The sequence below is a fragment of the Streptomyces sp. CB01635 genome (assembly GCF_002803065.1).
Lineage (GTDB): Bacteria > Actinomycetota > Actinomycetes > Streptomycetales > Streptomycetaceae > Streptomyces.
Map to the genome: position 1 here is coordinate 397,104 of NZ_NNBL01000003.1, position 20,622 is coordinate 417,725.

The 20,622-nt window shown below is 70.1% G+C and carries 16 protein-coding genes; 7 read left to right on the plus strand and 9 right to left on the minus strand.

Going from position 1 to position 20,622, the window contains the following annotated elements; genetic code table 11:
* Positions 1-264 precede the first annotated feature (264 nt).
* The gene (locus CG723_RS09975; protein WP_100592915.1) at positions 265-1,176 is read left to right on the plus strand and encodes a YceI family protein; all 912 of its coding nucleotides are present in this window, start codon (positions 265-267) and stop codon (positions 1,174-1,176) included.
* A gap of 16 nt (positions 1,177-1,192) precedes the next feature.
* Here the strand turns inward: CG723_RS09975 and CG723_RS09980 are convergent, their stop codons facing one another.
* The 3 genes from CG723_RS09980 to CG723_RS09990 all read right to left on the minus strand — a co-directional run bounded on the left by CG723_RS09980 (position 1,193) and on the right by CG723_RS09990 (position 4,032).
* Positions 1,193-2,092, minus strand: coding sequence for an NAD(+)/NADH kinase (locus tag CG723_RS09980; RefSeq protein WP_100592916.1), 900 nt, complete (start codon positions 2,090-2,092; stop codon positions 1,193-1,195).
* Positions 2,089-3,099 carry an SPFH domain-containing protein gene (locus CG723_RS09985; RefSeq protein ID WP_100592917.1) on the minus strand — a complete coding sequence of 337 codons (1,011 nt, stop codon included), beginning with the start codon at positions 3,097-3,099 and terminating at the stop codon, positions 2,089-2,091. Before CG723_RS09985 ends, CG723_RS09980 begins: the two co-directional genes overlap by 4 nt.
* A gap of 120 nt (positions 3,100-3,219) precedes the next feature.
* On the minus strand, positions 3,220-4,032 hold the full coding sequence (locus CG723_RS09990; protein WP_100592918.1) for an SAM-dependent methyltransferase: 813 nt from the start codon (positions 4,030-4,032) through the stop codon (positions 3,220-3,222).
* Positions 4,033-4,185: 153 nt separating this feature from the next.
* Between CG723_RS09990 and CG723_RS09995 the strand changes: the two genes are divergently transcribed.
* Together CG723_RS09995 and CG723_RS10000 are read left to right on the plus strand one after the other, a co-directional pair.
* Positions 4,186-5,106, plus strand: coding sequence for a GNAT family N-acetyltransferase (locus tag CG723_RS09995; protein WP_100593788.1), 921 nt, complete (start codon positions 4,186-4,188; stop codon positions 5,104-5,106).
* 166 nt (positions 5,107-5,272) lie between these two features.
* Positions 5,273-6,328, plus strand: coding sequence for a metallophosphoesterase family protein (locus CG723_RS10000; protein WP_100592919.1), 1,056 nt, complete (start codon positions 5,273-5,275; stop codon positions 6,326-6,328).
* A 30-nt stretch (positions 6,329-6,358) separates the two neighbouring features.
* Here CG723_RS10000 and CG723_RS10005 read toward each other — a convergent pair whose 3' ends face one another.
* Positions 6,359-7,123: a crotonase/enoyl-CoA hydratase family protein gene (locus tag CG723_RS10005; protein ID WP_100592920.1), complete on the minus strand. Its 765-nt coding sequence runs from the start codon at positions 7,121-7,123 to the stop codon at positions 6,359-6,361.
* Positions 7,124-7,263: 140 nt separating this feature from the next.
* Between CG723_RS10005 and CG723_RS10010 the strand changes: the two genes are divergently transcribed.
* Positions 7,264-9,141 (plus strand): ABC transporter ATP-binding protein, encoded by a 1,878-nt coding sequence (locus CG723_RS10010; RefSeq protein WP_199841755.1) that lies wholly within the window; start codon positions 7,264-7,266, stop codon positions 9,139-9,141.
* 83 nt (positions 9,142-9,224) lie between these two features.
* Here CG723_RS10010 and argG read toward each other — a convergent pair whose 3' ends face one another.
* Together argG and CG723_RS10020 are read right to left on the minus strand one after the other, a co-directional pair.
* Complete coding sequence (gene argG, locus CG723_RS10015) at positions 9,225-10,673, minus strand: argininosuccinate synthase (RefSeq protein ID WP_100592922.1); 1,449 nt, start codon at positions 10,671-10,673, stop codon at positions 9,225-9,227.
* Positions 10,674-10,760: 87 nt separating this feature from the next.
* Positions 10,761-11,366 (minus strand): dihydrofolate reductase family protein, encoded by a 606-nt coding sequence (locus tag CG723_RS10020; RefSeq protein WP_100592923.1) that lies wholly within the window; start codon positions 11,364-11,366, stop codon positions 10,761-10,763.
* A gap of 341 nt (positions 11,367-11,707) precedes the next feature.
* On the opposite strand from CG723_RS10020, the gene CG723_RS10025 reads away from it, so the two are divergent.
* Positions 11,708-13,003, plus strand: a complete 1,296-nt coding sequence (locus tag CG723_RS10025) for an MFS transporter (protein WP_100593789.1) — start codon at positions 11,708-11,710, stop codon at positions 13,001-13,003.
* 127 nt (positions 13,004-13,130) lie between these two features.
* On the opposite strand, the gene CG723_RS10030 is transcribed toward CG723_RS10025, so the two are convergent.
* Together CG723_RS10030 and CG723_RS10035 are read right to left on the minus strand one after the other, a co-directional pair.
* Positions 13,131-15,851: a molybdopterin-dependent oxidoreductase gene (locus CG723_RS10030; protein WP_100592924.1), complete on the minus strand. Its 2,721-nt coding sequence runs from the start codon at positions 15,849-15,851 to the stop codon at positions 13,131-13,133.
* Entirely contained in the window at positions 15,848-16,675 is an 828-nt protein-coding gene (locus tag CG723_RS10035) for an FAD binding domain-containing protein (RefSeq protein ID WP_100592925.1), read from the minus strand. Before CG723_RS10035 ends, CG723_RS10030 begins: the two co-directional genes overlap by 4 nt.
* Before the next feature lie 120 nt (positions 16,676-16,795).
* On the opposite strand from CG723_RS10035, the gene CG723_RS10040 reads away from it, so the two are divergent.
* Positions 16,796-17,761 (plus strand): antibiotic biosynthesis monooxygenase, encoded by a 966-nt coding sequence (locus tag CG723_RS10040; RefSeq protein ID WP_100592926.1) that lies wholly within the window; start codon positions 16,796-16,798, stop codon positions 17,759-17,761.
* Between the two features lie 48 nt (positions 17,762-17,809).
* Here CG723_RS10040 and CG723_RS10045 read toward each other — a convergent pair whose 3' ends face one another.
* Positions 17,810-17,992 carry a hypothetical protein gene (locus tag CG723_RS10045; RefSeq protein WP_100592927.1) on the minus strand — a complete coding sequence of 61 codons (183 nt, stop codon included), beginning with the start codon at positions 17,990-17,992 and terminating at the stop codon, positions 17,810-17,812.
* A gap of 29 nt (positions 17,993-18,021) precedes the next feature.
* On the opposite strand from CG723_RS10045, the gene CG723_RS10050 reads away from it, so the two are divergent.
* A complete protein-coding gene (locus CG723_RS10050; RefSeq protein WP_234374233.1) occupies positions 18,022-20,403 on the plus strand; it encodes an ATP-binding SpoIIE family protein phosphatase in 2,382 nt (793 codons plus the stop codon).
* The last annotated feature ends 219 nt before the right edge of the window (positions 20,404-20,622 follow it).

Below are 20,622 nucleotides of genomic sequence, written 5' to 3' on the forward strand. Positions count from 1 at the left end.
CCAACCTGCCCCGTCCTGGCCCGCCCGGCACCGCGCTGGGAGCCCCAACGGGAGGAGCGCGCGCATGGTCGAGAGGTGGGTGAAAGGTGAGGGGACTGTGGAATCTGACACGCCCCGGCGGCGGAATGTCGGATTCCCATGTATTCACCACGCAGTTGCCGCCGGTAACCCTTAGCGCCCTTGATCGGCGGAGATCGCAGACATGGGATCGTATGTGCGAGCCCGCTGCGGAGGTTCTGCGGCCGAATCTGAAAGGTGATCTGCATGCCCCTCGCGCTGTTCAGGAGGAGCCGGTCCGGACGGGACCCGCGCGGGGCGGGACTGGTGCACCCCGTGCCGCACGGCGCCGGCGCCTTCCACTGCGAGGTGGCCGACCCCATGGGGCAGCCGATGTCGGGGGCGGACGTCACCGTGACGCGGGTCGCCAACGGCCGCGTCGTGGCGAAGGTGACCAGCGACCCGTACGGCCTCGTCTTCCTCACGCTGCCGCCCGGCCGGTACGGCGTCATGATCGCGGCCGACGGCCTCCAGCCCCACCAGCAGACCCTCGACGTCGTCGCCGGTGAAACGCTCCCGCTGACCTCGGTGCAGCTGCACATGGGGCGCCCGCCGGAGCTGCCTCAGCCCGGCACCTGGCTCTTCGACCCGCCGCACACCGCGATCCGGTTCATCGCCAAGCACGTCGGCATGGCCCACGTCCACGGCCGGTTCACCCGCTTCGACGGCGGCATCCAGGTCGCGAACGACATGGCTGACTCGCGGGTCGAGGTGCAGATCGACGCGGCGAGTATCACGACGGGCAACAAGACCCGGGACAACCACCTGCGTTCGGCCGACTTCCTCGATGTCGAGCGCTACCCGTACATCCACTTCTCCTCCGACCGCTTCCTGTACCGCGGCGGCACCAAGTGGACGATCCAGGGCGCCCTCACCATGCACGGCGTGAGCCGCACGGTGGAGCTGGACACCGGCTATCTCGGCATGGTCAACGGCGGATACGCGGAAGAGCTGCGCTGCGCGGCCCTCGCCACGGCCGAACTCCACCGCGAGGACTACACGCTGGACTGGCGGAGCATGCTGGCCCGCGGTATCGCGGTGGTCGGACCCACCGTGAAGCTGGAACTCGACATCCAGGCGATGTACCACAGCCACGACACACCCACGCCGCCTGAGTAGCCATGGCGCTGGGGGTTCACGTCACCAGCCGCAGCTGCTCCTTCGCCCGTCCCACGCACACCGTCTGACCCCAGGTCAGTTCCAGGGCGTCGCTCTCCACGCCGTCGCCGAAGGCCACCAGACGGTCGGACTCGACCGTGACGCGCAGACGGTCGCCGGGGCCGAGGGAGCCCTCCACCTGGGACGTGCCGGTGGCGGGTGAAGGCCAGGCCTCCCGCACGAACCAGAGCAGCCGGTGCTCCGCCGGGGCCGGCAGCGGGAGTGTGCTCGCATGCTGCTGCCACAGCGAACGCAGCCAGCCGGTGGCGCCGGTCCCGGTGCCGACCAGGACACCCGAGGACGCCTGGGCCTCGGGTGCGTGCGTGTCGTCGTCGAGGCCGATCCGGTAGCGCGCCGTCTGGTGCGACGGCGGGCCGAGGTAGATCTCGTTGAGCGCGAGCAGCCGCTGTGTGTCGTCGGCGACCGCCTCCACCATGGTGAGTTCGTCGGCGGCGGCACGGCCCGAGACGGCCGCCGGCAGCAGCTTCGCCGCGTCGGCCACGCGGTGCCGCACCAACACCCCTGGATTGCGTCCCGGTTCCGCGTCGATGCCGACGACCGGCTGGCCCGAAAGGTACTTGGCCGCGTTCGCGACCAGACCGTCCTGCCCCACGACGATCACCACGTCCTCCGGGCCGAACAGGAACCGGTCCAGATCCGCGCGCTCGAGGCGCGTCCTGCGCCACGACAGCGGTACGGCCGCCGCGACCTCCGCGAGGGCGCGCGCCGTACGGTGATGGCGCTCGGCCACCTCCTCGACCGAGCGCCCGCGCGAGGAGAGGAAGAAGGCGGCCTGGCCGTGCGTGCCGTGCCGGGCCAGCAACTCCTCGTACTCCGTGGTCCGGTGGACGAGCACCGCGCGCGGTGCGAGCGTCACGACCGCTCACCGCGGTCGTGACCGAGCCGGGCGAGCAGACCTGTGAGCACGTCGGGGGAGAGGGTCAGGTTCTCGATCCGCGGCACGTTCTGTGCCAGTTGCGTGGCGGCGAGGGCGTGCAGGGTCGCGGCGTCCACCTCGGAGTGGACCCGCAGCCACGCCTCCTGCGCGTGCGCCCGCGCCTCGCCGACCGCACGTGCCGCCTGCGCCTCGCCGCCCGCCAGGCGCACCGCCCGCGCCGCCTCCGCCTCGGCGCGTACCGCGTCCGCCGCTGCGTTCTCCTCGGCCTCGCGGCGTGCGTTCGTGCCGCGCTGCTCCACCAACTGCTCTTCCCGCCGGGCCAGTTCGATGCGGCTGCCGAGCTCGTTCTCGGCGATGGCGCGCTCACGCTCGACCGCCACCGCGCGCCGCTCGTACGTCGCCCGGTCGGCCTCCTGCTGGATCCGCTCCCTGGCCGGCGTGCGCAGCGCCCGCTCCACCTCGGGCTCGGGGCGCAGCGCCACGACGCGCACGGTGACGACCTCCACGCCGGTCGCGGGCAGCCGGGGCTCCGCGGCGAGACCCGCCGCAACCCGTTCGCGCACCGCTGTCACACCGTCCGCGAGGACCTCCGCGAGCGGGGTGCGCGCCAGCACATCCAGCGCGTGCTGCTGCGCCGTCTCCGTGAGCAGGGCGGACAGCTGTTCCAGGGGCGTGCCGCGCCAGGCGCCGGTGTCCGGGTCGAGCGAGAAGTCGAGCCGGGCGGCGGCGAGCGCGGGGTCGCTGATCCGGTACGTCACCGAAGCTTGCACGGCGACGTCCTGGAAGTCGGCGGTCCGGGCATGGAACGTGACCGCCAACTCCCGGTCGTCCACGGGCACTTCGGACAGTGCCGCGCTCAGCGCCCGGAACCAGAAGCTCAGGCCCGTGCCGTCGTGGGCGAGCGCTCCGCGCTTGTGGTGACGGATGTGGGTGGTGGGCGCGGAGCGCAAGTGATGCAGTCCGAAGCGTCGCTTGATGTCGGCCATGACAGAAACCCCCTAGTCGTTTTCGTCATGGCGACGATATGGCGCGCCTTGAATATAGTCAAGGTGACCATAAAGATTCGGGAGGTGCGTGTGAGGGTTTTCAGGGGGTGCGTCTGAGGGTCACGGCTTGCGCGCCACTCCTGCGTACAGCGGCACCGGCGACTCGTTCCTGATCTCGTCGACGCCGAGCTCCGGGTGCCAGTCCGGCAGCCACACGATCCCGGGTTCCAGCAGGTCGAGCCCGTCGAAGAAGCGGCCCATCTCCTCGCGCGTGCGCGGCACGAGCGTCACCCCGCCCGCCGCGTACATCGCCACGGCCTCCCGCGTCCGCTCCGGATCGAAGTCGCCGGCGAGCTGCGACAGGACCAGATGGCTCCCCGGCGGCAGCGCGTCCACCAGGATGCGTACGAGGCCGTGGGCGCCGTCCGAGTCCGGGATGAAGTGGAGCAGCGCGATGAGCGACAGCGTCACCGGGCGGTCGAACTCCAGGATGTCCGCCGCGAGTTCAAGGATCTTCTCCGGTTCCCTCACGTCCGCCGAGAGGTACTCGGTGCGGCCCTCCGGGGTGCCGCGCAGGAGTGCCCCCGCGTGGGCGAGCACGATCGGGTCGTTGTCCACATACACGACACGGGCGTCGGGCGCGGCGCCCTGGGCGATGCGGTGGAGGTTGGGTTCGGTGGGGATGCCGCTGCCGATGTCCAGGAACTGGCGCGCCCCTGCCGCCCCCGCGAGATGCCGTGTGGCGCGCTGCATGAACCAACGGTTGTGCTGGGCGGCGTACTTGGACTGCGGTTCGAGGGCCACGATCTGCCGGCCGAGCTCCTCGTCGACCGGATAGTTGTCCTTGCCGCCCAGGAACCAGTCGTAGACCCGTGCCGGATGCGGCTTGCTGGTGTCGATCCGGTCGATGGACGGCGGCGTGATCTCCCCCATGCGGCAACTCCCTTGTGAAGAGGCTCAGTTCGGTCAGGTATCCGATCATCGTGCCTCAGTGGTCGCGGCGGAGGGAGGTGATCGGGAAGGATGGGCCCGGCATGGATCAAGGCGGCGGGCCTGGGGCGCGCCGCGCAGAACGGAGAGGCGACGATGACGCGACCGGACCCCCACACCTCCGGCAACCACCGGACCGCCGGCACCCCCGAGGTGCCCGAGCGGCTCGACATCACCCGGGCGACGCTCGACGACTGGTCCGTCATCAGCGGCTGGGCGGCGGAAGAGGGCTGGAACCCGGGCCTCGCCGACGCCCGCAGCTTCTTCGCCCAGGATCCCGACGGCTTCTTCATCGGCCGGGTCGACGGCGAGCCCGTCTCCGCGATCTCCGTGGTCAACTACGGCGACGACTACGCGTTCCTCGGCTTCTACCTCGTACGGCCCGACCTGCGTGGCCGCGGCTACGGCATCGCCACCTGGAAGGCGGCACTCACGCACGCGGGCGGCAGGACCGTCGGCCTCGACGGCGTCCCCGCCCAGCAGGACAACTACCGCAAGTCCGGCTTCGAGCCGGCCCACACGACCGTCCGCTACGCGGGCGTCCCGCAGGCCCCGCGATCGGCCGAAGGCGATCGGGCACCCGGCACCGTCATCCCCGTCGCCGACGCGGGCGGCCTCAAGTCCATCGCCCTGTACGACGGCGCCTGCTACCCCGCGGACCGGCCCCGCTTCCTCGCCTCCTGGCTCGCCGGTGACGGGCATCGCGCGCTCGCCCGCGTCGTCGACGGCCGCGTCACCGGCTACGGCGTCATCCGCCCGGCCCTCGACACGTTCCGCGTCGGCCCGCTGTTCGCCGACACCCCGCAGGACGCCCGCGCGCTGTTCGACGCCCTCATCGCGGCGGTCGGCGGGGCCCCGGTCGCCGTGGACGTCCCCGAGTCGAACCCGGCCGCGGTGGCACTCGCCGAGGCGTACGGCCTGATCCCCGGGTTCGCCACGGCCCGCATGTACACCGGCCCCGTCCGGCCGTTCGCCCAGGAAAGGATCTTCGGTATCACCACCCTCGAACTGGGCTGAAGGCTCACCGGGCGCATCGACAGCGGCCAGATCTCGAAAAGGTAACTGGGCTAGACCAGCTTTAAGGTTCCGGTCACCTCCGGTACGTCGTCAGGCCATCGCGATCCGTAACGCTCGGGGCGACCAACCACCCGTACACGGGGCAGTCGCTTTGGAGGAAACACCGATGGATCGCAGATCGTTCATGGCCACGACGGGGCGCGCGACGCTCGCGGGCGGCGCGCTCGCCGCGACCGGCTCCCTGGTCTCCGCGCCCGCGGCCGACGCGGCGCCCGCCGCCGAGCCCGCGGCGCAGCGCCACGGCGACGGCGGGACCGTGCGGTTCAACATCATCAGCGACATCCAGGGCGACCTGACCGACTTCGGCAAGGCGCTCGACGACCTGCACTCGGTCAACCCCCGCAGCGCGGGCCTCGGCATAGCCGGCGACATCACCCCGCGCGGCTACGACTTCGAGTACGCGGCCGTCCGCCAGACCCTGGACAAGCACCCGCACCCCAAGAACGTGGCGTGGGCCATCGGCAACCACGAGTTCTACGTGCCGAAGTACAGCGACCCGAACACCCTCGCCCAGGCGACCTGGCCCAACGGCACCACCGAGGACTCCCTCTTCCGCAGCTTCTACCACTTCGCGGAGCGGGGCAAGGTCTACTCGGAGACCTCGTTCGGCGGCGTGCCCGTCCTCAGCCTCGGCACCGAGCGCTACTCCCATTACCACGACGCGAAGCTGTGGGACGAGGTGTGGATCAGCGACGAGCAGTTCGCGTGGCTCGAGGACCGGCTCGCCCACTGGGCGCGCCGCCGCCGTCCCGTCATGGTCCTGACCCACCACCCGCTGCCCAACACCGTGTCGGGCACGCACAACAAGCTGTACATGAGCGACTACCTCCAGCCCGACCGGCTCCTGTCGATCCTGGGCCGCCACAAGGACGTGTTCCTGTTCTCCGGGCACACCCACTGGGACCTCAACCTGTCCGACTGGGTGGTGCGCCGCGTCGTCCCCGGCACCGCAAACCCCGAAGGGTTCACCGTCGTCAACACCGCCGCCGTACAGGTCGGTTGGATGGACGACGGCAAGGGCGGCGAGGTCTCGCTCGGCGGCGCATTCAACCAGGGCCTCCAGGTGGAGGTGGGCCCTCGCTCGGTCGTCATCAAGGCGCGCGACTTCACCACCGGCACCTGGATCAAGCAGATCACGGTGCCGCTGCACACCTCCGACTGACCGTTCGCCGGGGGCGGGCGCGGCGCCGGCTCACGTGTCGGTGAACGACCCGTGCCGTCCCGCCCCCGACGCGAACCGTGCGGCCCCCGTCAGGCTCTCCTCCAACACGGCTGTCCCGTACCGCAGTTCACCCGCCATGGCCGCTTCCTCGCCCTGCCCCGCCTGGTCCAGAACGGAGGCGCGGTCGCCGCGCATGCAGGCCTGCGGGAAGCCCGCGATCTGCTCCGCGAGCTCCTCCGCCTCGGCGCGCGCCCGGCCGGGCGGCACAAGGCGGTTGGCCAGCCCCATCGCGTACGCCTCAGGGGCGGGCACCGGACGGCCCGTGAGGATCAGGTCCATGGCGCGGCTCTCGCCGATGAGCCGAGGCAGGCGCACCGTGCCGCCGTCGATGAGGGGCACGCCCCAGCGGCGGCAGAACACCCCGAACACGGCGTCCTCCTCGGCGACCCGCAGATCGCACCAGAGCGCCAGTTCGAGGCCGCCGGCCACCGCGTGCCCGCTCACGGCGGCGATCACCGGCTTGGACAGCCGCAGCCGGGTCGGGCCCATCGGCCCGTCGCCCTCCTCGGCGACCCGATTGCCGCGCTCCGTGCCGATGGCCTTGAGGTCGGCGCCCGCGCAGAACGTGCCGCCCTCACCCCAGAGCACCGCTACGCGGGCGGATTCGTCGGCGTCGAACTCCTTGAAGGCGGCGGCCAGTTCGGCCGCCGTGGGCCCGTCGACCGCGTTGCGGACCTCGGGGCGGGACAGTACGACCGTGGTGACATGCCCTCGGCGCTCGACGCGGACCGGCATCCGGACTCTCCTAAGTGATCGTCACTGAGTGACGTTCAGCGTGGCACGTCGCCCGCGCCCCTCCCAGGCGCCCCCACCTCGAATTGAAGCCTTGTGTTGACCTCAACGTTGCTTGAGGTCTTACCGTCTACTCCATGAGCATGGAGACCACGGCGTGGACGCAGCTGCACAGCGTCATGAACGCCCAGCAGGACACCCGACCTTTCGCCCCCGCCACCCTGCGCCGCATCGCCGCCTTCGCGCGTCCGCACCGGCGCCGGATCGCCCAGTTCGTCGTCCTGAGCGTGGTCACCGCGCTGACCGCCGTGGCGACCCCCGTCCTCGCGGGGCACGTCGTCGACGCCATCGTCGCGGGCAAGGACGAGGGCACCGTCATCCGCCTCGCCCTCCTCATCGCCGTGATCGCCCTCGTGGAAGCGGGGCTCGGCATCGTCGCCCGCTGGCTCTCGGCCAACCTCGGCGAGGGCCTGATCCTCGACCTGCGCACGGCGGTCTTCGACCATGTGCAGCGCATGCCCGTCGCCTTCTTCACACGGACACGCACCGGCGCCCTCGTGAGCCGGCTCAACAACGATGTGATCGGCGCGCAGAGAGCGTTCAGCAACACGCTCTCCGGCGTGGTCGGCAACGTCGTGACCCTGCTTCTGACCCTCGTCGTCATGCTCACGCTCTCCTGGCAGATCACGCTCCTCGCCCTGGTGCTCCTGCCGGTGTTCGTGGTGCCCGCGCGGCGCATGGGTACGCGGATGGCCCGGCTCCAGCGCGAGGCCGCCGCGCACAACGCGGCCATGGGCACCCGGATGACCGAGCGGTTCTCGGCGCCCGGCGCCACGCTGATCAAGCTCTTCGGCCGGCCCGGCGACGAGTCCGCCGAGTTCGCCGCCCGCGCCAGCCGCGTACGGGACATCGGTGTCCGCACGGCCATGGCGCAGTCCGCGTTCATCACCGCGCTCACCCTCGTCTCGGCCCTCGCCCTCGCGCTCGTCTACGGCCTGGGCGGCTACTACGCGATCGAGGGCACCCTCGAAGCAGGCGCCGTCGTCTCCCTCGCCCTGCTCCTCACCCGCCTCTACGCGCCGCTGACCTCCCTGGCCGGGGCCCGCGTCGAGGTCATGAGCGCCCTCGTCAGCTTCGAGCGCGTCTTCGAGGTGCTCGACCTCAAGCCGCTGATCGACGAGAAGCCGGACGCCCGTGAGGTGCCCGAGGGGCCGGTCGCCGTGGAGTTCGACGACGTCCGCTTCGGCTACCCGTCCGCAGACAAGGTCTCCCTCGCCTCCCTCGAAGAGGTCGCCTCGCTCGACACCCGCGGGGGAGCCGAAGTCCTGCACGGCATCTCGTTCCGCGCCGAACCCGGCCAGACCGTCGCCCTCGTCGGCACCTCCGGCGCGGGCAAGTCGACCGTCGCCCAGCTCATGCCACGCCTGTACGACACCGACGAGGGCGCCGTACGCATCGGAGGGGTCGACGTCCGCGACCTGACCGCCGTATCACTGCGCGAGACCCTCGGCATGGTCACCCAGGACGGCCACCTCTTCCACGACTCCGTCCGCGCCAACCTCCTCCTGGCCAGGCCCGGAGCGAGCGAGGAGGACCTGTGGGACGTCCTGCGCCGCTCCCGCCTTGAGGACCTGGTCCACTCCCTGCCCGACGGCCTCGACACCGTCGTCGGCGAGCGCGGCTACCGCCTCTCCGGCGGCGAACGCCAGCGCATGACCATCGCCCGCCTCCTCCTCGCCCGGCAGCGCGTCGTCATCCTCGACGAGGCGACCGCCCACCTGGACAACACGTCCGAAGCGGCCGTGCAGGAAGCGCTCGCCGAGGCACTCGAAGGCCGTACGGCCGTCGTGATCGCCCACCGCCTGTCCACGATCAGGTCCGCCGACCAGATCCTCGTGGTCGAGGACGGCCACATCGTGGAGCGCGGCACTCACGAGACGCTCCTCGCCGAGGACGGACGGTACGCGGAGCTGTACCGCACGCAGTTCGCGAACCCGACGGACGTGGTGGAAGCCGCGTAGCCGCCCGGGAAAAGAGCGAGGAGGAGGGGGTGGCCGCAGCGGCCACCCCCTCCTCCTCGTCCTGCCCGACGGTGTGAGTCGGTTCAGTCGGTTCCGGACTCCATCGCGGCGCGGTCCAGGAGCTCGTCCTCCTCGGAGACCTCGCCACGGGAGGCGATGACCTCGGCGCCGCCCTCCGGCATCGCGCCGATCAGGCCGGTCGCCGCCGCCTGCGCGGCGCCGATCAGCTCGGGGTGCGTCGTGCCGACGATGCCGAGGCCCGCGTACTGCTCGAGCCGGGCGCGCGAGTCGGCGATGTCGAGGTTGCGCATGGTGAGCTGGCCGATCCGGTCCACGGGGCCGAACGCCGAGTCCTCGGTGCGCTCCATCGACAGCTTGTCCGGGTGGTAGCTGAACGCCGGGCCGGTGGTGTTGAGGATCGAGTAGTCCTCACCGCGCCGCAGCCGCAGCGTCACCTCGCCGGTGACCGCCGAGCCGACCCAGCGCTGCAGCGACTCGCGGACCATCAGCGCCTGCGGGTCCAGCCAGCGGCCCTCGTACATCAGCCGCCCGAGGCGCCGGCCCTCGTTGTGGTACTGCGCGAGAGTGTCCTCGTTGTGGATCGCGTTGACGAGACGCTCGTACGCGGCGTGCAGCAGCGCCATGCCCGGGGCCTCGTAGATGCCGCGGCTCTTCGCCTCGATGATCCGGTTCTCGATCTGGTCGGACATGCCCATGCCGTGGCGGCCGCCGATCGCGTTCGCCTCCATGACCAGGTCGACGGCGGAGGCGAACGCCTTGCCGTTGATCGTCACCGGGCGGCCCTGCTCGAAGCCGATCGTCACGTCCTCGGCGGCGATCTCCACCGACGGGTCCCAGAACCGCACGCCCATGATCGGCTGAACGGTCTCCACACCGGTGTCGAGGTGCTCCAGAGTCTTGGCCTCGTGAGTGGCGCCCCAGATGTTGGCGTCGGTCGAGTACGCCTTCTCGGTGCTGTCGCGGTACGGCAGGTCGTGGGAGACCAGCCACTCCGACATCTCCTTGCGGCCGCCCAGCTCCGTCACGAAGTCGGCGTCGAGCCACGGCTTGTAGATGCGCAGGTGCGGGTTGGCCAGCAGGCCGTAACGGTAGAACCGCTCGATGTCGTTGCCCTTGAACGTCGAGCCGTCGCCCCAGATCTGGACGTTGTCCTCGAGCATCGCCCGCACCAGCAGCGTGCCGGTGACGGCACGGCCGAGCGGCGTCGTGTTGAAGTAGGCACGGCCACCCGAGCGGATGTGGAACGCGCCGCAAGCGAGCGCGGCCAGGCCCTCCTCCACCAGCGCCGCACGGCAGTCGACCAGACGCGCGATCTCGGCACCGTAGGTCTTGGCACGGCCGGGCACCGACGCGATGTCGGGCTCGTCGTACTGGCCGATGTCGGCGGTGTAGGTGCACGGGACGGCACCCTTGTCGCGCATCCACGCGACCGCGACGGAGGTGTCGAGGCCGCCCGAGAAGGCGATGCCGACGCGCTCGCCGGCGGGAAGGGAGGTGAGAACCTTAGACATAGGAAGAGTATGCATCCTAGAGAATGATTATGCAAAGGGGGAGGGTGTTCAGTGCTCAGGTGCTTCAGCGCGCAGGTGATCATGGGCTCATGGGTCCAGTGACGGTGCCTGTCCCTGGGCGTCCCGGACGATCCCGTAGGTGAGCGCCGCGAGGCTGTCGCCGACGGTGCGGGTGTCGAGGAGGCGCAGGGACAGCCCGTCGCCGGTCTCGCCGAAGAGGCGCTCGCCGGCCCCGAGCACGACCGGGTGGACGATCAGCCGCAGCTCGTCGGCCAGGCCGTGCGCAAGCAGCGTGCGCACGAGCCGGCGGCTGGCGTAGACGACGATGTCCCCGTCCACCTCCTGCTTCAGCTTCGAGACCTCGGGGACCACCTCGCCGTCGAGGACCGTCGAGTTGTTCCACTCGGGGTCGACGAGGGTCGAGGACACGACGTACTTGGGCAGGGTGTTCAGCCGCTCCGCCCACGCGCCGCTCCGGGACGGCCACCAGGCCGCGAACCACTCGTAGCTCCGCCGCCCGAGCAGCAGCGCCGCCGTGCCGAGCGCCTCGTCGAACTCGACCTTGGTCCACTCCAGCCGGTCCTTGTCCGCCATCCGGCCGAACCAGCCCCCGTGCCGGAACCCCTCCTCACCGGTCGGGTCCTGGACGACGCCGTCGAGCGAGACGTTCTCGCTGATGACGATTTTTCCCATGTCGGTCTCCTTCGGTACGGGCTAGGGTCGGGCGGCGAGTGAACTGCGAGGAGTGAGAGATGCCCGGTCGTACGAGCACGCTGTGACGCTGTAGGCCCTGATCGGCCCGTCATCGCGTGCTGCCCTTGTTCTGTGGCACAGCGAGCCCTCTCCTGCCCGAACCGGCGGTGCGCCCTCTGCGCGTCCGGTGGCGGGCCTCGTCGTCCGTACTGCAAGGGATCCCTGTGCCCTCCGCGTCCTCCGCGTCCTCCGCGTCCTCTGCTTCGTCTGATTCCGCTGATCCCTCCGATCCCTCTGCTTCCTCCGCCCGATCTGCTTCCGGCCGGCCTGCTTCCCCAAGCCTGTGGCGCGACCGCGACTTCCGCCGACTCTGGGTGGGCCAGACGGTCTCCCAACTCGGTGAACACACAACTCTGGTCGTTCTGCCGCTCTGCGCCGTCCTGACGCTCGGCGCCGACGCCGGTGAGCTGGGCGTCCTGCGCGCGGTGGGGCAGGCGCCGATCCTGTTGCTCTCGCTTCCGGCCGGCGCGTGGGTGGACAGGTGGCGCACGCGCACGGTGATGGTGCTGGCGGACGCGGGTCGGGCGCTGGCCCTGGGGGCGACCGCCGTGGCAGGGCTCTTCGGCGCGCTGGGCCTGCCCGCGCTGCTCGTGGCAGCCTTCGCCGTCGGCGCCCTCTCCGTGTTCTTCGACGTGGCCTACCAGACGTCTCTCGCACGGCTGGTGAACCGCGATCAGCTGGTGCCGGGCAACAGCGCACTGGAGGGCAGCCGCTCAGCCGCCCAGATCGCCGGCCCCGCACTCGGCGGGGCGCTGGTCTCAGTCCTGGCAGCGCCGATCGCTGCCGCGTCCGGCGCTCTCCTCTTCGCGATGTCGTTCCTGTCGATCCGCCGGATCCGCCGCAGTGAGCCGATCCCCGAGCCCACGCAAGAGCGCTCGCAGCGTCTCCCGGAGCCCACGCAAGAGCCCCGGCGGCGTCCCCCGCGGGTCTGGCGGCGGATCGGCGAGGGCCTCCGCTTCGTCGTCGGCGACACCTCTCTGCGGGCCGTGTGCCTCGCCTCGGCCGCCTTCCAGTTCTCGCTGGCGGCCATGATGACCGTCTACCTGCTCTTCCTGCCGCGGGAACTTCACCTGTCCGGCACGGAGATCGGTCTCGCACTCGCGGCCACGGGGCCGGGCGCGCTCCTCGGCTCGCTGCTGGCCGCGCGCCTACCGGGCCGGTTCGGGCACGGCGTGGTGCTCGTGTCCGCGGCGGCCCTCGGCGACGGCGCGTTCCTGATCGTGCCCGCGCTGCACGGCTCCTCCACGGGAACGGTTCTCGCCCTCGTCGGGGTCAGTCTCGTGTTCGGGACCTTCGGCCAGCTGGTGAACGTCACGGTGATGGGCGTCCGGCAGGCCCTGACCCCGGACGGGATGCAAGGCCGCGCGGCGGCGACCATCACGTTCGTCGGCATGGGCCTGACCCCGCTCGGCTCGCTGCTCGGCGGATTCCTCGCGAACGGGTGGGGGCTGCGCCTCAGCCTTGCGGTGACGGCGGCAGGGATGCTGCTGTCCCCGTTGCTGATGGCGCTGTCCCCACTGGCCCGCCTGGGACGGACGCTTCCGGCCCGTGGCGCCCCCTGCCCAGTGCGGTCGTGAACCGGCGCCCACGATCCGCTGGGCCCTGCGCCGGGGAGAGCGGCGACTGGCGGTGCGGTGTGTGCGGTGCCAGGGCCCCGGCCGCCGCGGCACAGGTCACCGTCACGGTCACCGGCATCGGGTGACGCTAAGTGGCCGTCCGTATGGCCCGGTTGTCCCTGAGTCGGCTGTAGATGCGCTCCGGCGTCAGGGGCAGGGCGCGACAGCGGACGCCCGTGGCGTCGTGGAGCGCGTTCGCCAGCGCGGGGGCCACCGGGTTGATACAGCATTCCGCCATGCCCTTCGACCCCATGGGCCCGAAGGAGTCCGCCGACTTCACCAGAAACAGTTCGGTGCGGGGGACGTCGGCGTAGGTGGGGATGCGGTAGTTGCGCAGGTTCGGGTTGGCCATGGCTCCGCCCGCGTCGACCTGGTAGTTCTCGGTCAGTGTGAAGCCGATGCCCTGGGCGACCCCGCCTTCCACCTGACCCCGGAGCTGCGCGGGGTTGATGACGACGGCCGCGTCCGTGGCGTGCACGCTGTAGAGGATGCGGATCTCGCCCGTCACCTGATGGACCGCGATCTTGAATCCCTGTGTGTTGGATACGACGCTTCGTGGCGAGCCGTAGGCCTTGCGTGCGGCGGTGAACCGGATTCCGCGCGCCCGGGCCAGCGAGACGAGTTCGGCCAGCGGCACGCGCTGGTCCCCGCAGACGACTTCCCCGTCGCCCAGCGAGCACATGACCACGTGGACGCCCGTGTGCGCGGCGGCGAATTCGAGGATGCGGTCGCGCACGGCATTGGCCGCTCGGAGCACGGCGTTGCCCGCCACGAAGAGGCCCGCGCTCGCGAAGGCGCCGGTGTCGAATCCCGTGCGATCCGTGTCCGACTGCACCAGGCGAATGCGTGAGGGCGTCGTACCCAGCTGGTTGGCCGCGATCTGGACGTGCGCGGTCGACGTGCCCTCGCCGAACTCGACCGTACCGACGGCTAGTTCGTACACCAGGTCGTCGCCGAGCGTGACCCAGGCCTCGGAGAGGTGCTCGGTCGGGGGCGCGGTCTCGTGCAGGGAACTCGCGACCCCGGACCCCACGAGCCAACCGGGCCCGGGCGGCGGCTCGTCGACGGCGCGAGCCATGGCGTGATCCACGAGATCGATGCACTTGCCGAGTCCGTTCTCGTTGAACATCACGTCGTCGGGGCCGTCGTGCATGGCGACGAGCGGATCGCCCGGCCGCACGATGTTGCGCCGTCGCAGTTCGAGCGGGTCGAGGTGCAGGGCGCGGGCCAGTTCGTCCATCGCGGATTCGACGGCGTACGCCGGCTGCGTCATGCCGTAGCCGCGCAGCGCCCCGCTCGGAACGGTGTTCGTGTAGACGGAGAACCCGTCGTACTTTTTGTTGGGACAGCGGTAGATCATGACGGCCGCGCCGCCTGCGTACAGGGTCTCGCCGCCGTGATTGCCATAGGCGCCCGTGTTCGACACATTACGGACCTGAAATGCCGTCAGCGTGCCGTCCGCCTTCGCGCCGAGCCTGACCGTCAGCGTCATCGGGTGCCGCGGCGATGCCGTCGTGAACTCCTCCTCGCGGGTGTACTCGAAGCAGACGGGCCGCCCGGTGTCCAGGGCGGCGAGCGCGGCCAGATCCTCCGAGATGACCTCCTGCTTGCCGCCGAAGCCGCCACCGACCCGCTTGCAGAACACGCGGAGCTGGTCCGGGCGCAGCGCGAAGAGATGCGCGAGCTTGATCTTCGCGATCGACGGCGACTGCGAACTGGTCCGCACGATCAACCGGCCGTTCTCGACCCAGGCGATGGATCCGTGGGTCTCGAGATGCGCGTGCTGCACCCGGGGGGACGAGTACGTTCCTTCATGGATCACATCCGCCTCGGCGAACCCCGCGTCGACATCGCCGATGTGCGAATGGATCTCCAGCAGGATGTTGTGGACGGCATCGCGGACGAACGGGTCGTCCGTCCCGTGCAGTTGGGGAGCCCCTTCGGCCATCGCGGCCTCAGGATCGAACACCGCCGGCAGCTCCTCGTACTCCACCTCGACCCTTCGGCAGCCCTCCTCCGCCGCGCCGACCGTGTCGGCCACGACCGCGGCGACGCGCTGGCCGACGAAGCGGACCGTGTCGTCGAGGATGTACGTGTCGTCCGGATCGGCGAGGTGGTCGGTGTGGATCGCCGTGGAGAATCGCCTGCGCGGCACGTCCTCCCAGGTGTAGACGCGATGCACGCCCGGCACCGCGAGCGCGGCGGTCTTGTCGACCGACACGATCCGGGCGTGCGCGTGCGGGGAGTGCAGCACCTTGAGGTGGAGCAGGCCTTCGACATCGGTGTCCATCGTGAACTCGGCGCGCCCGGTCACCACTTCGTCGCCCGCCGGGGCGCCGACGCTCGTCCCGACGGCCTTTCCCGGCGCGGCGGTCTCGACGCCGACGATGCCCTTCACGGCGTCCTCGATCGCCCGGTAGCCGGTGCAGCGGCAGAGGTTGCCCTTCAGGGCGCGAGGCAGGTCCGCCTTCTGGGCCTCGGTGAAGGTCGCCGAGGTCATGATCATCCCTGCCGTGCAGAAGCCGCACTGAAACCCCGGCGCATCACGGAACTGCCGCTGCATCGGGTGCAGTTGGCCGGGAGATCCGAGCCCCTCGATCGTGGTCACCTCATGGCCCTCCGCGCGGAACGCGGGGGTGATGCAACTGTGCACCGGATCGCCGTCGAGCCACACCGTGCACGCACCACAATCGCCCGCGTCGCACCCCTTCTTGACGCCGTGGTGCCCGAGCGACCGCAGGAAGGTCCGCAGGCACTGGCCGGGGCCGGGCTCCTCGTCGAAACCCCTGCCGTTCACGACGTACGTCATGGCAGGTCACCGGCCGACAGTTCGCGACGAATCTCTTCGGCGAAGTGCTTCGTCAGATGGCGACGGTGATCCGGGGTCCCATTGGCATCCGAGAACCAGAGGCCGGAGGGGACGGCGTCGATGCTCCGCCGCAGGGCCGAGGCATCGGGCATGGTGTCGAAAGCAATGCGTACGGGGCGTGTGGTCCCGGCGGTGACGGTGAGCAACAGGTCGCTCGTGCCCGGCGTTCGAGTGCCGACGACGAAGACCGTCGAGCGGCCGAGGCGGGTCAGCGAGAAGCGGCGGTGCGCGGCGCGTTTCCTCAGGGCACGGGCCGGAATGTCGATGCGCCGCAGGACTTCCCCGGGGCCGAGAACGTTCTGATGGTCGCCGGTCACGAAGTCGAGGGCATCGACGGTGCGCGTGGACCCGTCGGAGGCCCACAGCTCGTACCGCCCCTCCAGCGCGACCGTCAGCGTGATCATGGGTCCGGCGGGCAGGGACAGACAGATATTTCCGCCGACGGTCGCTGAATTCCATACCTTGAACGAGGACAGGAAGGCATCGCAACTTTTCGCCAGAAGGGTGCCCGCGATCCAATCGCCCGGAAAGGCAAAGGAATGGAGATCGCGAATCGTGCACGTGGCACCGATTTCGAGTCCCGCGCGGCCCGGGAGGAGGGGTTCCCAGCGCAGCGCCGTCAGGTCGACCAGGCGCCGCAGGCTCGGCTGCTCCACGGAGAACAGCCACGTACCACCCGCAAGCCACGCATCACCTTCGCGCCAGTCCGCGCCGGGCGGATCGAGCGGACGCCGTACGACTTCCGTGACGGTGTTGAGGTCCATGGACACTGATCTCTCGCGGGAGGCTGGTTCTCGCGCGCGATAATTCGTGCGACGGATGTTCTCCGAATTCCCGGTGAATTCGAATGTCGTCAGAATTCCCTGTGAACTAGACTACGCCGTATGGGTATCCGTGCAAGCGGCAGTGCGACCGTGGTGACCTCCCAGAAGGTGCGGGAAGGGCTCGACGAGGAGTACGACCGCTGGCAGGGGAAGGTGAACCGGGTCGTCCGGGACTTCGACGGATTCGAGGCCACGGAGACCTATCCCCCCGGATCCGGCGAGGAACGCGAATGGGTCGTGGTGTTCCGCTTCGCCGGCACGGACCAGCTCACCGCGTGGCTGGAATCGACCGCCCGCCGGGAGTTGCTCGCCGAAGGCCGTGGGCTGCTGGACGGAACCCCCACCCAGGAAGTCCTTGCCGGTGGCCACATCGAGGTACCCGACCGGGTGGAGGGTGTCACGGCAGTTGTCTCGCACGACGTGCGGCCGGGCCGGGAAGAGGACTTCGAGCGCTGGCAGGAGAAGATTCTGAGAGAGCAGGAGAAGTATCCGGGCTTCATGGGGACCGAATTCTTCCGGCCCGTCGAGGGGATCCAGGACAATTGGGTGATCGTTTTCCGGTACGACACCCATGAACATCTCGATGTCTGGCTGGACTCCAGCAGCAGGGAGCACCTCCTCAAGGAAGGGCGGGACTACTTCGCGTCCTACGACGTCCACAAGGTGGGGACGGCGTTCGGCGGCTGGTTCAGGTTCGGCTCGGCCGAGGAGGAGCAGGTCCCGCCCAACTGGAAACAGGCCATGACCGTCGTGCTGGCGCTCTATCCCACCGTCATGGTCCTGAATCTGACCGTGGGTCATGAATTCGACGTCCTGGGCGTCCCCGGATACCTCGGCCTGTTCTTCGGCAACATACTGAGCGTCAGCATTCTGACCTGGGTGCTCATGCCCCTGGTGAACCGCGTTCTGGCCTTCTGGCTCCGCCCCGGCCGGACCCGCACCGTCCGCGTCGACGTGGCGGGCGCGGCGCTCGTGGCCCTGTGCTGGGCCCTGACCGTCCTCGTCTTCGCCCTGACGACGGGCTGACGCCCGTGTGCTTTCCCGCGGGCAGGGGCAGGGTGCGGCCTGCCACGCTCATCCGGCGATCTCCCTGCAGAAGCTGTTCGGGGCAATGATCCACTTCTGGATCTCGTTGTTTCCCACGCAGATCTCGCCGATCTTGCTGTCGCGGTAGATCACCTCGACAGGCCCCGGCAGGCGTACCGTCCGCGCTGAGCTCGCGAGCGAAGCCCCAGGCGTAGCCTTGAACTCAGACATTCCAGTACTGGGCAGGTCGCATGGCCACGATGCACGCATCATGCGAGACCGGTCATCAGAACCCTTTCGACACGACCACAGCAGCGATGATCGTGCTGGATGCGCAGGGGAGAGTGACTGGCTGGAGTCCTGCAGCCCGCAATCTCTACGGGGCCGACACCCGGGATGTGCTCGGTCGCTCGGAGAGCGAGGTTCTGCGGGATGTTCGCGCCCGGGGTGACACGCTGCGGGGCTTCGGGGCAGCGGGGGCACGCGAGGACGCCCGGACCGAGAGACGTACCGTTCGACGCCCGGACGGGGCGCTGGTGGAGACGGTCCTGCGCATCTTTCCGGTGGAGCAGGACCGGGGGAGGCCCGCCTGGGTCGTGATGGCGGCGGCAAGCGACCGCTATCAGGAGTGGGTGACGGACCAGTCGATGCTGTCCGGGCTCTTCACGCAGGCTCCCGTGGGGCTCAGCGTCTACGGCCCTGACGCCCACCTCAATTGGGCCAACGATGTCGTGCAGCAGGTCATGGGCTGGCGCGCCGGTGAATGGGAGGGCCAGGCCAACAGGGTGCTCTATCCGCACGGCACCATCCTGTCCCCTCCGGGGTACCACGAGACGGAGGAGGTACTGGAGGAAGTGTTGCGCACCGGCGAAGCGGTGCTCGACGTCCATTGGCGCGGGCCCACCCCCGCCGCCTGCGAGTACCACCGGGTCTACTCGTGCTCGTACTTCCGCCTGCAGGACGACGCGGGCCACCCCCTCGGCGTCTGCGAGGCGTCCGTCGATATCACCGATGGCTACGAGGCACAGGCTCGCCTGGCGCTGCTGAGCCGAGCCAGCGGGATCGGTACCACGCTCGACGTCGGGAAGACGGCGGAGGAAGTCGCGGGGCTCGTGGTCCCGGATCTCGCCGACTCCGTACGCATCGAGGTCATGGAGTCGGTCCTGGCCGGAGAAGAGCCCCCTTCCGCGGCCTCCGGCGCACCGACGGGGCTACGGCTCATGGCAAAGCGCACCAGGAGTGCTCCACCCGTTGCGCAAAGTGATGTGCTGCTGGGTGTCATCGGCAGCCTGCCGGTGACCGCGCACCAACGCCTGCTGGCCGTGCCCCTGCTACTGGGCGGCACCACGCTCGGCACGGTCACCCTCCTGCGGCAGCCGCCCCGTGCACCGTTCACCGAGGAGGACCGCGCCCTCGCCGAAGAACTGGCATCGCGCACCGCGGTGTGCGTGGACAACGCTCGCCGCTACGTCCGCGAGCACACCACGGCGCTGAAACTGCAGCGTGACCTCCTCCCGCGAGGACTGCCGCAACCGAGTGGCATCGAGCTCGCGCACCGCTACATCCCCACCACCGGTCCCCTTGGAGTCGGGGGCGACTGGTACGACGTGATTCCGCTGTCGGGCGCCCGCGTCGGGTTGGTGGTCGGTGACGTGGTGGGGCACGGGGTGGACGCCGCGGCCACCATGGGACGGTTGCGCACGAGCGTGAGAGCACTGGCCGCCCTGGACCTGCCGCCGGACGAACTCCTCACCCGGCTCGACGACTTGGTGGGTCAGACGCGAGTCGGAATACACGGAACGCCGGGCGACGCGGGGACGGACAGGGCGCTCGGGGCGACCTGCCTGTACGCCGTGTACGACCCCACCTCCCGCACCTGCGCCATGGCCAGCGCGGGCCACCTCCCGCCGGTCGCCACCGGCCGTGGGACAGGCACCCGGCAGGCTGAACCGCTCGACCTGCCCACAGGTCCCCCGCTGGGCATCGGTGGACTGCCTTTCGAGAGCGTGGAATTCGAGTTCGCCGAGGGCACTGTGCTCGCCCTGTTCACCGACGGAATCGTCAAGGCGCGCGGCCGGGACGTGGACGAGGGAGTGGCGGACCTGTGCGGCGCCCTGGACGCCTCGGCCGGGTCCCTGGAGAAGGCGTGCGACGAGGCCGTCTCCCTGTGTGCCCCGGGATCCGCCGAGGACGATGCCGCACTGCTGCTGGTGCGCGTCCACGCCTTCCCCGAAGACAGCACGGCGTCCTGGCAGTTCGCCTCCGACCCGGCCGAGGTGGCCGGAGTCCGTGCACTCGTCCGGGAGAAGCTGGAGGACTGGGGGCTGGACGAGGCGGTGTTCGTCTCCGAACTGGTCGTGAGTGAACTCGTCACCAACGCCATCCGACACGGCCGCCCGCCTGTCTCCCTGCGCCTGCTCCGTGACATCGACCGCACACTGATATGCGAGGTGTCGGACGGGGGTCACACCTCTCCGCATCTCCGCAATGCCGGCGACGAGGACGAAGGAGGCAGGGGCCTCTTCCTGGTGGCCCAGCTCACCGACATGTGGGGCACTCGTTACGAGCGCCAGGGCAAGACGATCTGGGCCGAGATCGGGCTGGGGCAGGAAGTGCCACTGGACCTGCTTCTGCAGCCGTGAGTTCGATCCCTGGACCGGCCAGGAGTCTGCAGCCCCATGCGTGGTGCAGGCCAAACGCCTGTTCGGTGAGCCCGGCCATCCCGCTGGGCGCCCCGGCCGTGGGCGTCGTGCAGCGCAAGGACGACGTCTGACGCCGCTGCCGTTGCCATCTTCGAACCCGAGTCGGGGCGGACGTCCGGAGGGCCGCCACTGCACGGCTCTCACGTTGCGGGGCCCTCC